The sequence below is a fragment of the Geodermatophilus obscurus genome, from assembly GCF_900143215.1.
Taxonomy (GTDB): Bacteria; Actinomycetota; Actinomycetes; order Mycobacteriales; family Geodermatophilaceae; genus Geodermatophilus; species Geodermatophilus obscurus_A.
Map to the genome: position 1 here is coordinate 175,706 of NZ_FRDM01000001.1, position 12,557 is coordinate 188,262.

General features: G+C 75.9%; 12 protein-coding genes. 7 read left to right on the plus strand and 5 right to left on the minus strand.

Translation table 11 applies throughout. The features are described from left to right. The 4 genes from BUB17_RS00960 to BUB17_RS00975 all read right to left on the minus strand — a co-directional run bounded on the left by BUB17_RS00960 (window position 1) and on the right by BUB17_RS00975 (window position 4,858). Entirely contained in the window at window positions 1–390 is a 390-nt protein-coding gene (locus BUB17_RS00960; RefSeq protein ID WP_072911772.1) for a globin, read from the minus strand. Beyond that, a complete protein-coding gene (locus tag BUB17_RS00965) occupies window positions 387–1,814 on the minus strand; it encodes an MFS transporter (protein ID WP_244276805.1) in 1,428 nt (475 codons plus the stop codon). Before BUB17_RS00965 ends, BUB17_RS00960 begins: the two co-directional genes overlap by 4 nt. Further along, window positions 1,700–2,710 carry a mechanosensitive ion channel family protein gene (locus BUB17_RS00970; RefSeq protein WP_072912546.1) on the minus strand — a complete coding sequence of 337 codons (1,011 nt, stop codon included), beginning with the start codon at window positions 2,708–2,710 and terminating at the stop codon, window positions 1,700–1,702. The genes BUB17_RS00965 and BUB17_RS00970 overlap by 115 nt, the downstream gene beginning before the upstream one ends. A 72-nt stretch (window positions 2,711–2,782) precedes the next feature. After that, complete coding sequence (locus tag BUB17_RS00975) at window positions 2,783–4,858, minus strand: prolyl oligopeptidase family serine peptidase (protein WP_072911775.1); 2,076 nt, start codon at window positions 4,856–4,858, stop codon at window positions 2,783–2,785. 214 nt (window positions 4,859–5,072) lie between these two features. Between BUB17_RS00975 and BUB17_RS00980 the strand changes: the two genes are divergently transcribed. The 4 genes from BUB17_RS00980 (at window position 5,073) to BUB17_RS00995 (ending at window position 8,697) form a co-directional block, all read left to right on the plus strand. After that, window positions 5,073–5,609 (plus strand): HNH endonuclease, encoded by a 537-nt coding sequence (locus BUB17_RS00980; RefSeq protein WP_072911779.1) that lies wholly within the window; start codon window positions 5,073–5,075, stop codon window positions 5,607–5,609. A 67-nt stretch (window positions 5,610–5,676) separates the two neighbouring features. Further along, window positions 5,677–6,552: an SCO6745 family protein gene (locus BUB17_RS00985; RefSeq protein ID WP_072911782.1), complete on the plus strand. Its 876-nt coding sequence runs from the start codon at window positions 5,677–5,679 to the stop codon at window positions 6,550–6,552. Between the two features lie 358 nt (window positions 6,553–6,910). Beyond that, on the plus strand, window positions 6,911–8,053 hold the full coding sequence (locus tag BUB17_RS00990) for a hypothetical protein (RefSeq protein WP_072911785.1): 1,143 nt from the start codon (window positions 6,911–6,913) through the stop codon (window positions 8,051–8,053). Next, window positions 8,044–8,697 carry a class F sortase gene (locus tag BUB17_RS00995; protein ID WP_072911787.1) on the plus strand — a complete coding sequence of 218 codons (654 nt, stop codon included), beginning with the start codon at window positions 8,044–8,046 and terminating at the stop codon, window positions 8,695–8,697. Before BUB17_RS00990 ends, BUB17_RS00995 begins: the two co-directional genes overlap by 10 nt. Before the next feature lie 80 nt (window positions 8,698–8,777). Here the strand turns inward: BUB17_RS00995 and kynU are convergent, their stop codons facing one another. Further along, window positions 8,778–10,034, minus strand: coding sequence for a kynureninase (gene kynU / locus BUB17_RS01000; protein ID WP_072911789.1), 1,257 nt, complete (start codon window positions 10,032–10,034; stop codon window positions 8,778–8,780). A gap of 33 nt (window positions 10,035–10,067) precedes the next feature. Between kynU and BUB17_RS01005 the strand changes: the two genes are divergently transcribed. The 3 genes from BUB17_RS01005 to BUB17_RS01015 are packed head-to-tail and all read left to right on the plus strand — an operon-like array spanning window position 10,068 to window position 12,437. Then, entirely contained in the window at window positions 10,068–11,501 is a 1,434-nt protein-coding gene (locus BUB17_RS01005) for an amidase (RefSeq protein WP_072911791.1), read from the plus strand. A gap of 38 nt (window positions 11,502–11,539) precedes the next feature. Beyond that, on the plus strand, window positions 11,540–11,920 hold the full coding sequence (ctaJ, locus tag BUB17_RS01010; protein WP_072911793.1) for an aa3-type cytochrome oxidase subunit CtaJ: 381 nt from the start codon (window positions 11,540–11,542) through the stop codon (window positions 11,918–11,920). A gap of 52 nt (window positions 11,921–11,972) precedes the next feature. Continuing rightward, window positions 11,973–12,437: a DUF5130 family protein gene (locus tag BUB17_RS01015; RefSeq protein WP_072911795.1), complete on the plus strand. Its 465-nt coding sequence runs from the start codon at window positions 11,973–11,975 to the stop codon at window positions 12,435–12,437. Window positions 12,438–12,557 lie beyond the last annotated feature (120 nt).

Below are 12,557 nucleotides of genomic sequence, written 5' to 3' on the forward strand. Positions count from 1 at the left end.
TCAGCGGTTCTGCATGCTGTGCGCGGCCATCTCCAGGTACCCCCACAGCGTCGCGTCCTGCTCGGGGGTCAGCTCCAGGGAGTCGACGGCGTCGCGCATGTGGCGCAGCCACGCGTCGCGCTCGGCGGGGCCGATGGCGAAGGGCGCGTGGCGCATGCGCAGCCGGGGGTGGCCGCGCGCGTCGGAGTAGGTGGTCGGACCGCCCCAGTACTGCTCCAGGAACGTGCGCAGCCGGGTCTCGGCGCCCGCCCAGTCGTCCTGGGGGTACAGCGGCGCGAGCACCGGGTCGGCGCGCACGCCGGCGTAGAAGCGGGCCACGAGCCGGGAGAAGGTGGGCGCGCCGCCGACCTCCTCGTAGAAGGTCCGGGCCGACGGCAGGGATCGGCTCATGTCCTCGATCGTCCCGCAGCGGCCGGGGCCGCTGCCACGTGACCCTGGGTACGCACGTAGCCGACGAGCGGCGGGAGGACGGCCAGCAGCCCCACCCCGCCGATCAGGGCCACCACGCCGCCGGGCGCGAGCCCCTCGGCCGCGGCGCCGGCGGCGAGCACGCCGATGCCCTGGACGCCGTAGAGCCCGCTGACCGCGACCCCGAAGGCGCGGCCCCGGTAGGCCGGCGGCACGGCCTGCACGAAGGCGACGTTGAGCGGGATCGTCCAGGCCAGACCCAGCCCGGCGACGAACATGAGCGCGACGACGGCCGCGTAGGCGCCCTGGCCGGGTGCCCCCCACACGGTGACCAGCCCGGCCACCAGGATCGGGAGCAGCGACAGGACGACGAGGTGCGGCACCAGCTGCTCGCGGCGCTGCTGGGTGAGCCCGCGGGCGACGAGCAGCCCGCCCACGGTGACCCCGGCGGGGTTGGCCGCGAGCAGCACGCCGATCTGGGTCGCGCCCTGGCCGAGCTGCTCGACCAGCGGTGCGGCGATGCCCTCCGGGGCGTTGGCGAACAGGGTGCCCACCCAGGTGACGGCGATGATCGCCCGCAGCCGGGGTGTCCGGCCGATCAGCCGCAGCCCCTCGGCGGCGTCCCGCCACATCGAGCGGGGTCCCTCGGCCTCGCCGCCGTCGTCCGGGGCCGGGCGGCGCTGCAGCCGGGCCCACAGCCAGACGGCGGAGACGGCGAAGGTGGCCGCGTCGAGCAGCAGCGCCGCCGACGGGTCCAGCACGGCGACCAGCGCGCCGCCCAGCACGAACCCGAGGACCTGGGCCACCTGCGAGCCGACGTTGGTCAGGGACGTCGCCAGCGCGTACCCCTCGCCGTCGAGGACGTCGGCCATGAGCGCCGACCGGGCGGACTCGAACGGCGGCCCGCACACCGCCACGACGAACAGCAGGACCAGCAGCACCGGCAGCGGCGTCCCGGGGACGGCCATGAGGGCGACCAGCAGGGCGCGCGCGGTGTCGCTGGCGATGAGCACCCGGTGCCGCGGGAGCCGGTCGGCGAGGGTGGACAGCAGCGGCCCGCCCAGCAGCCACGGCAGGTAGCTGATCGCGAAGGTCACCGCGGACAGCAGCGGCGAGTCGGTGCGCTGGTAGACCAGCACGGTCAGCGCGACGCGGGCCAGCTCGTCGCCGATGGTCGACAGCAGGTAGCTGCCGAACAGCGGCCGGAACTCCCGGACGGCGAACAGCCCGCGGAAGGTCGCCGGGCGGGGGGCTGCGCCGGCCGGGCTCCCGCCGGCCGGCGCGCTGCCGCTCAGCGGGCCCCCGCCGGGGCGCCGGCCGCGGACAGCAGCGGCAGGGGCGTGCGGATGCCCTCGGCGACGAAGCGCTCCTTGAGCCGCATGCGCAGCTCGCGGCCGACCCGCCACTGGTCGGCGTTGGTGGTGCGGACCTGCAGGCGCATGAACACACCCTCCGAGGTGATCTGCTCGACGCCGAGGGACTCCGGCTCGGACAGCAGCACCCCGGCCCACTCGTCCTCGACGTACAGCGCGTCGGCCACCTCCTGCATCACCGCCCGGCAGCGCTCGAGGTCGGTGTCGTGGGCCACCGGCATGTCGATGACCACCTGGGCGTAACCCTGGCTCTTGTTGCCGACCCGCAGGATCTCGCCGTTGCGGGCGTACCAAACCACGCCGTTGACGTCGCGCACGCGGGTGATCCGCAGGCCGACCGCCTCCACCGTGCCGCTGGCCTCGCCGAGGTCGACGACGTCACCGACGCCGTACTGGTCCTCGAGGATGATCCCGATCCCGGCGATGAAGTCCTTGACCAGATTCTGCGCGCCGAAGCCCAGCGCGACACCCACCACGCCCGCGCTGGCCAGGATCGGCGCCAGGTTGATGCCGAGCTCGCCGAGCACCAGCACCACGGCGATGCCCAGCACCACGATCGAGGCGCAGCTGCGCAGCACCGACCCGATGGCCTCGGCCCGCTGGGTGCGCCGGGCGGCGACCTGCTCCGCGCCGTCCCCCACGGCGGCCGCGCGCAGCCGGCGGGCCCGCAGGATCGAGGGGACCGGGCTGCCGGCGGTGGAGTCGGTCAGCCGGCGGATCGCCCGGTGCGCCAGGTGCCGCACCAGGACGGCGACGACGACGATCAGCAGGATCCGCGCCGGTGTGGCGATCAGCGCCTCGGCGTTCTCCGCCAGCCACGCGGTCCCCCACCAGTCGTAGACCTGCTGGCAGAGCCAGTAGTCGGCGCAGTCGGGCATGGAGCCGGTCCCGCCGTCTGCGGCGGCGATCACGGACGGTGAAGCAGTCATCACGCCGATACTCTCAGGTGCGGGAAGGCAACCCCAGGTGCATGCCGCATGGCGCGGCACACGAACCAGGGATCAGCTGGTCAGGCCGGTGTGCGCGGCGAGGAAGGCGAGCTGGTCGGCGGCGAGGCCGACGGTCCGGCTGACCGCCCGGGCGCCGTGCCCCACCGAGGTCTCCCGCCGCAGCAGGACCGGGGCGTCGGACGAGGTGGCGTGCTGCAGCGCCGCGGCCAGCTTGCGCGCGTGCAGCGGGTCGACCCGGGTGTCGGACTCGAAGGTCGTGAACAGCACCGCCGGGTAGCCCGTGCCGTCCACCACCCGGTGGTAGGGCGAGTAGCCCAGCAGCCAACCCAGCTCGGTGGGGTCCTCCGCGGTCCCGTACTCGTCGTTCCAGGTGCGGCCCAGGCCGAAGCGCTCGTAGCGCACCATGTCCAGCAGCGGCGCGCTGCAGACGACGGCGGCGGCGAGGCCGGGGCGCTGGGTTAGCGTCGCGCCGACCAGCAGGCCGCCGTTGGAGCCGCCCATCACCGCCAGCTGCGGGTGCGTCGTCCACCCCTCGGCGACCAGGTGCTCGCCGGCGGCGGCGAAGTCGTCGAACACGTTCTGCTTGCGCTCCCGCATGCCGGCGCGGTGCCACTCCTCGCCGTGCTCCGAGCCGCCGCGCAGGTTGGCCACCGCCCACACGCCGCCGGCCTCGACCCAGGCCAGCGCCTGCGCCGAGTACCCCGGGGTCAGGGCGACGTCGAAGCCGCCGTACCCGTAGAGCACGGTGGGGCGCGGCCGGTCGGGCGCCCCGGCCCGCGAGATGACGAACAGGTGCACCGGCGTCCCGTCCGCGGAGGTCGCGTGCGTCTCTCCGACCCGGACCTCCGGGACGTCCCCGGCGACCGGCGCCTGCTCCCAGCTGGTGAGGGACGCCGGGTCGGCGGCGTCCCAGCGCAGCACCGACGGCGGGGTCGAGTGATCGGTGAAGCCGACCCACGCGGTGCTGCCACCTTCCGGGGGCGCGCTGACCCCCGAGACGCTGCCCGGCGGGAGGGCGGTCACGTCGGCCATCCGGCCGGAGCCGTCGGCGGCCCAGAGCGAGAGCCGGTCGGTGGCGTCCACCGAGTGCACGGCGAGCACCTGCAGCCCGCCGTCCGGGCCGTCGACCAGGGCGACGTCGGTGAGCACGCCGTCCTCCTGCTGCGGGACGACGTCCCGCCAGGCCTCCGGCGCCCAGGTCCCCGGGTCGGCCGGGTCGGCGACGGCGAGCCGCCAGCGCGGGGTGCCGCGGTCGCTCATCAGCCACAGCCGGCCGTCGCGGGCCACCCAGGCCGCGGTCTGCGCGTCGACGCCGACCTGCAGCTCGCGCAGGGTGGGCGGCCCGGCGGGATCGAGGTCGGCCAGCCAGACGTCGTCGCGCGGCGCGGTGCCCACGGAGGCCGAGACGACGAGCCACCGGCCGTCGCGGCTGGTGCGGGCGCCGAAGTAGGTGGCCGGGTCGCTGCCCTCGCCGTGCACGAGGACGTCGCCGTCGGTGCCCGCCCCCACCCGGTGGCGCCAGACCCGCCGGTGGAACTGCTCCTCACCGGCGGGCACCAGCTCCGGCGCCAGCCGGCGGACGTAGCAGAGCTCCTCGCCGCCGGGCAGCCACGCGACGGGGGAGTAGCGGCAGCGGTCGATCGGCCCGTCGAGCTGCTTCCCGGTGGCGACGTCGAGCACGTACAGCCGCGACTCCTCGTCCCCGCCGGTGGAGAGCTGGTAGGCCAGCCGGTCGCCCTCCCAGGACGGCGACCAGGCGTCGAGGGTCGTGGTGCCCGCGGGGTCGACCGCCATCGGGTCGACGAGCACCCGCTCGGTGCCGTCGGGCTCGCGCACCCGCAGCACCGCGTGCTCCTGGCCGGGGTCGCGCCGGGTGGAGAAGGCCCGGCCGGCCCGCCAGACCGGGACGCCGACGGCGCCGGCGTGCACGAGCTCGGCCAGCCGCGCGGCGAAGCGGTCGCGCAACGGCAGGGCGGCCAGCTGCCCGGCGGTCAGCTCGTCCTGGGCGGCGGTCCAGGCCACCGTCCGCGGGTCGGCGGGGTCCTCGAGCCAGCGGTAGGGGTCGGCGACGGCGTGTCCGTGCAGGTGCTCGACCAGGTCGAGCCGGGGGGCCTCGGGGTAGCGCACGCGCCCACGGTAGTGAGGACGGGACGGGTGTCCCCGGACCGTCCGGGACTTCCCGGGAGCGCCGGAGCGCGGTCCCAGGTCAGAATGGGAGCGCCCACGGGTCGCACTGCACCCGGCGCGCGGCCCCGGGCGCCGGAGGTGCCCCGTGCCGCGTACCGCGTCCGGGTCGTCCGCAGGCCATCCAGGTCCGCGGCGCGACCACCACTCCCATCTGATGACACCTGTCCCGGCGCGGTCGACCGCCGCCGCGACGCTGCTGCTCAACGCCACCTACGAGCCGCTGTGCGTGGTCTCCAGCCGGCGCGCCATCGTGCTCGTGCTCGCCGACAAGGCGGTCTCGGTGCACAGCGCGCCCGAGGAGGTGCACGCCGAGACGGTGGTCCTGCCCGTTCCGGTGGTGGTGCGCCTGACCCGTTACGTGCGGGTGCCCTACCCGGCGCAGGTCCCGCTCTCCCGGCGGGCGGTGTTCCACCGCGACGCCTCGACCTGCGTCTACTGCGGCAGCTCGGCCACGAGCATCGACCACGTCGTCCCGCGCAGCCGCGGCGGCACGCACACCTGGGACAACGTCGTCGCGGCCTGCCGGCGGTGCAACCACACCAAGGCCGACCGGTCGCTGGCCGAGCTCGGGTGGAAGCTGCCGCACCCGCCGCGTACCCCCAGCGGCGCGGCCTGGCGGCTGCTCGGCGCGCGCACCGTCGACCCGCGCTGGCGGGAGTGGCTGGGCATGCCGGAGAGCGTGTCGGCCTGATGGAAGGACCCTCCTGCCCCCCACCACTCGCAGGCTCGCGGCGGGCCCCTGCCGTGGGGCCGCACCCATGACGTCGCCGGCGACGGCGCGGCGGATGTGGGCGCTGGGCGAGCCCTACCACGCGCTCACCTACTTCGCCGACGAGTGCCGGACGGCCGCCGAGGCGACCGGGCTGCGTGGCTTCTGGCGCGGCTACTTCGCCATGCGGGCCGCGCCCATGGGCCCGGTCGGAGCCGAGGTGGTGACGGCCACCTTCTACAACTTCGCGCCCGCGTTCGTGGCCGGCCGCGTACCGGACGTGTGGCAGGTGGTCGATCCCGCGTCGGTGCTGGCCGCGCGGCTGGCCGGGGTGGCCGCCGCGGTGCGCCGGACGCTGGGGGAGGAGTGGCCGGCCTCCGCCGCGGCGGCGGAGGCCGCCGAGCTGCTCACCGCGGCAGCGGCCGCGGTGGACGCCCCCGGCCGGCCGCTCGCGGCGGCGAACGCCGGGCTGCCGGTGCCTGCGGAGCCGCACCTGGCCGTCTGGCAGTCGCTGACCACGCTGCGGGAGCACCGCGGCGACGGGCACAACGCCGCGCTGCTGCAGCGGGGCATCTCCGGGGTCGGCGCACACGTGCTGGCCGCCGCGGCCGGCCGGACGGCCCGGGAGTGGCTGCTCCGCGCCCGCGGGTGGGACGACGACGCGTGGACGACCGCCGCCGAGGAGCTCGCCGCCCGCGGCTGGCTGGCCGGCGAGGAGCTCACCGCGGAGGGCGCCGCGATCGTCGCCGCGGTGGAGGCCGACACCGACCGGCTGGCGCTGGCACCGTGGCAGGCACTGGGTGACCGGCGGTGCGACCGGCTGGCGGAGCTGCTCGCGCCGGTGCGCCGCGCCGTCGTCGCGGCGGGCGCCTGGCCGGAGGTCAACCCGATCGGCGTTCCGGACCCGGACCGTGGCGCACCTTGAGTTCGCGCGGACGGCGCGCCCCGTTCGGGGAGGTGCCCGGATGACCCCGATCGTCCGCACCCGGCGCGGTCCGGTGCCCGGGGACGGGACGCCGGGGGACTGAGGGCGAGAGGGTTGGCGACATCACCGACTCCTCGCCCGTTGGCCCGTCCGAACCTGCCAGTCGGTGCGGCTCACGTCCTCCGCCGACGGGCAAGAGCTGCCGACGGCTCGGTCGTCCCGGGTCACACTGTGGTCACACCAGGTCACACATGACTCATGCCGCGTGTTCAGCACTCAGGCGAACTGACTGGTCACGTCACGTTCCCGCCGCAGCCAGCGCCGACGGGGTGCTGCGGTCGCCGGAAGGTGTCCTCTCATGTCCAGCTCCACGCAGAACCGCCGGCGGCAGGTGCAGCGCCTCGCCCTCACCGGTGTCGGCTCCGCCGTCCTGCTCGTCGGGATCGCCTCCACCGCGGGTGCCGCCCCTGGCGTCGTCATCCCCCTCGCGCCGACCGAGGTCGCGCTGTTCAACTACCCGATCGAGAAATACGACTGGGCGCCCATGGACCCGGTGAACGGCCCCGCGGGAGCCGCCGAGCCCATCATCGTCCAGTACGGCGAGTTGCTGACCGTGGACCTGGCCGACGAGCTCGACCCCATCAACGCCGTGGTCGAGCTGGAGTTCCCCGACGGTGCCGACCCCGACACCCTCCCGGACAAGACGTACTCCACGGACCCGAGCGCGACAGACCCGCTGGTCGTGGCCGTGGTCAACGGCAACGACCTGGAGATCACCCTGCCGCCGGACGACGGTGTGAACGGGCCGCAGGCCACCCTCCGCATCGCGCCCATCGAGCCCGACGCCACCGTCCTCGGGCCGGAGTTCACCGTCGACCCGCTGCTGGAGTACGAGCTGGACCTCAGCGCCACGGCACCCACCGCGACCACCCTGTACCCCGAGCTGGTGGCGCTCGCCCAGGTGCCCTGCGCCCTGACCTCGACCACGCCGTGCCCGGTCGCGGTGACCGCCGGCACGACCTTCACCCTCGAGCTGACCGCGGACTCGGCGCTGCGGGACCTCGACCTCACCGACCTCACCGGCATCGAGGTCGCGCTGCAGAGCACCGCCGACTCCGCCGCCGCCCCCGTGCTGCTCGCCGTCGAGGCGAGCGGTTCCACGGCGACGGTCACCCTGCCCGCCGAGCTGGCCGCCGGCTCCTACGCCCTCGTCCTCGGCCAGCCGATGACGTCGGGGCTCTCCATCGTGGTCGCGGAGCTGACCGTGTCGGCTCCGGCCGTTCCGCCGCCTGCGACGGAGACCGTGGCCCCGGCGCCCCAGGCTGTCGCGGTCAACGCCGGCCTGCGCTCCAACACCGGCGTCGAGGCAGTCGAGACCGGCTCCACCGGAACCGTCGCGGTCACCGCGGGTGCCGGGATGCTGGTCCTCGCGGGCGTGGGTGGCATCGCCGTCGCCCGCACCCGTCGTCGTCCGGCGGCCGAGGGCGGCACGTGCGCCTGACCCGGCCGAGCCGGCGCACCACCGCGGTCGCGGCGGTCGTCGCCCTCGGGTTCGCCGTCGGCCTGGCCGACGGCGGGCAGCCGGCCGCGGCCACCGGGTCCCCGGACCCGGTGGCCGCGGCCACCGCCCCGCCTGCCGTCGAGGAGGCGCAGCCCACGCTGCCGCCGGAAGGGGTCGCCCTGCCGACGCCCTCGTCCGACGTGCACGTGACCGTGGACGCGCTGGGCATGGACCTGCCGGTGCTGCCGCTGACCCCGCGCAACGGCACGATCAACCCGCCGACGCTCACCGCGGCCTACTGGATCCAGCCCTACGGCGACCCGGTCGGCGCGGCCGAGCAGGCGGACAACACGCTGTACCTCGCAGCGCACTCGACCGGCACCGGCGAGTACGGCTTCGACCCGCTGATGGAGTCCGACGGCGGCGGCAGCACCCTGGCGGCCGGCAACGTCATCGAGGTGAGCACCCCGCAGGGCACGGTCGACTACACCGTCGAGCGGACCCAGCGGTACGCCAAGGGCGAGCTGCCCGGGGTCACCGAGGTGTGGGAGTCCTCGCCCGGACGGCTGGTGCTCATCACCTGCTTCCAGCGCGGCAGCGGCCGGGCCTCGACCGAGAACCTCGTCGTCTTCGCCGAGTCCTGAGCCGCAGCGACGTACGGGAACGGCCCCGCTGCAGGGCCCACGCCGAGCGGGCGAGGCGTGGGGGGCAGCGGGGTCCTTCCTCAGGTCACCCGGCTGCGCTCGGTGGGGTAGCCCTCGTGCGCCCCGCTCGCCAGCACCTCGCGGAAGCAGTCCATCGCGTCCCAGACGTCGACGAAGCGGGTGTAGAGCGGCGCCGGGCCGAGGCGCACCCGGTCCGGGGTCCGGAAGTCGGGGACCACGCCGCGGTCGACCAGCGCCTGGGTGAGCCGCCAGGCGTCGGGGGAGGCGAGGGTCACGTGCGAGCCGCGGCGCGCCGGGTCGCGGGGCGAGGCCAGCAACACGCCGTGCGGAGCCAGCCAGGCGTCGGCGAGGGCGACGACCAGGTCGCCGAGCGCCCGACCCTTGGCCACCAGCCGGTCGATACCGGCCTCGGCCACCAGCCGGGCGCCGACCTCCACCGCCACCGTGGCGAGCACCGGTGGCGTCCCGACGGCGAAGCGCTCGATCCCCGGCGCCGGGTCGTACGCCGGGCCCATGGCGAACTGGTCGCGCTGGCCGAACCAACCCCAGATCGGCTGCCGCAGCTGCTCCTGCAGCTCGTGGCGCACGTAGAGGAAGGCCGGCGCGCCCGGCCCGCCGTTCAGGTACTTGTAGGTGCACCCGACGGCGAGGTCCGCGCCGTTCGCCGTGAGGTCGACCGGCACCGCGCCGGCGGCGTGCGAGAGGTCCCACACCACCAGCGCCCCGGCCTCCCGGGCCACCGCCGTGACGGCGGCGACGTCGGCGAGCGCCCCGGACCGGTAGGCGACCGCCGACAGGACGACGACGGCGACCCGGTCGTCCAGGGCCGCGGCCAGCACCGCCGGGTCCAGCCCCTCGTCGACGTCGGCCGGGACCTCGCGCACCGTCATCCCGCGGGCCTGCGCCACCCCGGCGACGACGTAGCGGTCGGTGGGGAAGTCGTCGGCGCAGCAGACCAGCACGTCGCGGCCGGGCCGGGCGTCGGCGGCGGCCACCAGCAGCTTGTAGAGGTCGACCGTCGTCGAGTCGGCCACCAGGACCTCGCCGGGCCGGGCACCGAGCACGCCCTCGGCGAGCAGGTCGCCCACCCGGGTGGCGGCGCCGATCCACGACGACCAGGAGCGCACCAGGCCCCGCGCCCACTCCTCCTCGACCACCCGCGCGAGCGCCGCGGGTGTCTCCACCGGCATCCGGCCCAGCGAGTTGCCGTCCAGGTAGAGCAGCCCGTCCTCCGCGGCGCCGGCGAACCGCACGCGGAAGCCGGCCAGCGGGTCGGCGGCGTCGAGGGCCTCGGCGGCGGCCCGGGTCAGGTCCACACCGAGCTGTCTACCCGGTTACGGTCGCCAGCCGTGACCCCCGGGACGCAGCTGCACGACCTGACCGCGCTCGAGCAGGCCGCTGCCGTCCGGGCGGGGGAGGTCAGCCCGGTCGAGCTCGTCGAGCACGCGCTGCGCCGGATCGAGAGCCTCGACCCGGGGCTCGGCGCCTTCCTCACCGTGACCCCCGAGCGCGCCCTGGCCGCCGCCGGTCACGCCGAGCGCCGGGTCCGCCAGGGCGGCCGGCTGCCCCCGCTCCACGGCGTCCCGACGGCGATCAAGGACCTCAACAACACCGCCGGCGTCCGGACGACGTTCGGCAGCACCGTCCTCGCCGACAACGTGCCCACCGTCGACGACGCGGTGGTCACCCGGCTGGCCGACGCCGGGACGATCAGCCTCGGCAAGACCAACACACCCGAGTTCGGCTTCCCCTGCTACACCGACAACGAGCTGGTCGGCCCGGCCCGCTGCCCGTGGGACCCGACCCGGCTGGCCGGCGGCTCCAGCGGGGGCGCGGCGGTCGCGGTCGCCGCCGGGATGCTGCCGATCGCCCAGGGCAGCGACGGCGGCGGGTCGATCCGCATCCCGGCGAGCATCAACGGCCTGGTCGGCCTCAAGCCCAGCCGCGGCCGGGTGAGCAACGCACCCTTCGGCAGCGACGTCACGGGGCTGGGCACCAACGGGCCGCTCGCGCGCACCGTCCGGGACGCCGCGGCACTGCTCGACGCGATGGCGGGGCCGGTGCTCGGCGACCCGGCCTGGGCGCCGCCGCTGCCGCCGGGGGAGACCTTCCTCGGCGCGGTCGACCGCCCGCCGGGCCGGCTGCGGATCGGCCGGCACCTGGAGTCGCCCATGGCCGACGCCGGCCTGGAGCGGGAGGTGCAGACGGCGTTCGACGACGCCGCCCGGCTGCTCGAGGAACTCGGCCACGAGGTCGAGGACGTGCCGGCCGGGCTGCTCGACGCCGACGTCCTGGCCGCCTTCGAGCAGGTGTGGAGCCTGTCGGGGACGCTGCTGCCGGTCCCGCCGGGGCGCGAGGGCGAGCTGCGGCCGCTCACCCGGGAGCTGCGGGCCCGCGGCCTGGCGCTGTCGGCACGGGAGGCGATGGAGGCGCTGACCGCGCTGCGGCTGTTCGCCCGCCGCTTCACCACCGCCACGGCCGGTTACGACGTGCTGCTCGCGCCGGTCACCACGATGACGCCGCGGCCGTTGGGCTGGTTCGACGCCGACGGGGACGGCGCGGCGGACTTCGAGCGGCAGAAGCGGTACGCCGCCTTCACCGCGGTGTTCAACGTGACGGGCCACCCGGCGGTGAGCGTCCCGCTCTACTGGACCCCCGACGGGCTGCCGGTCGGGACGATGCTCGTCGGGCGCCCGGCCGACGAGGTCACGCTGGTCGCGCTGGCCGCCCAGCTGGAGGCCGCGCGGCCCTGGGCCCAACGGCACCCGCCGTCCTGGGACTGATCATGAGGGCGGGTGCGACTGCCGGTAGGTTGAGGGGCGTGACCGTCGTCGAGACCATCCTCGTCTACGCGGTGGCCCCGCTGGCCCTGGTGGCCGTCCTGGCCCTGCTCACCCTCGTCCCCGGGCGGCCCAAGCGGCTGCGGTACAAGCCGGGGCAGCCATGGGAGCACGAGCCAGTCTGGTACGAGCCGCACCCGGTGGGCGGCGGCGGCCACGGCCCGGCCGGCGTCCCCGGCGACGGGACGACCGCGCTCGGCTCGTCGATGTACCCCGAGCAGCACGGCCCGGGGGCTCCCGGCCAGTCCGGCGCGTACGGCGAGGGTGACTCGCACGGCGCCACCAGCGTGCGCGCCCTGGCCGCCGGGCCGTCGGCCGCGGCCGCGGCGCGTCCCTTCGGCGGCGCCCGCGGCACCTGGTGACCGGCGTGAGCGCCCACCGCAGCACCCCTGAGACCCCCCACGGAGGCCGGAGATGACCCGCGTGCTCGAAGGGACGTCGCACGACACCGCGACGTCCGACGGCACCATGGCGACGCGCACCGACGAGGCCGAGGCGCCCGACTCGCTCTTCAGCTACCGCGAGCTGCTGCGCCTCGACGAGGCGCTGACCATGTCCTCCCGGGAGACCGGGCTGCGCTTCACCCTCTACATCGGCGACCTCGGGCAGCAGACCCGGGCCCGCGCCGAGGAGCTCTTCGAGCGCTCCGGGCACGACCTGCCGGAGTCGGTGCTGCTCGCCATCTCCCCGGGACAGCGGGTCGTCGAGGTCGTCACCGGCGCCGCGGCGGCGCGCCGGCTGCCCGACCGCGCCTGCGCGCTGGCCGTGCTGTCGATGACCAACGCCTTCGCCTCCGGCGACCTGGTGGGCGGCATCGTCAACGGGCTGCGCCAGCTGTCGGACCAGGCGGGTCACCCGCGAGGGCTGCGCACGCACTGAAGCAGGACCCCCCTGCCCCCCACCGTGGCAGGACCCCGTCCTCCTCACGCCTCGTACGACGACCCCCTGCCCCCGCCACTCGCAGGCTCGCGCCAGGCCCCGTCCAGAGGCTCGCCGCGA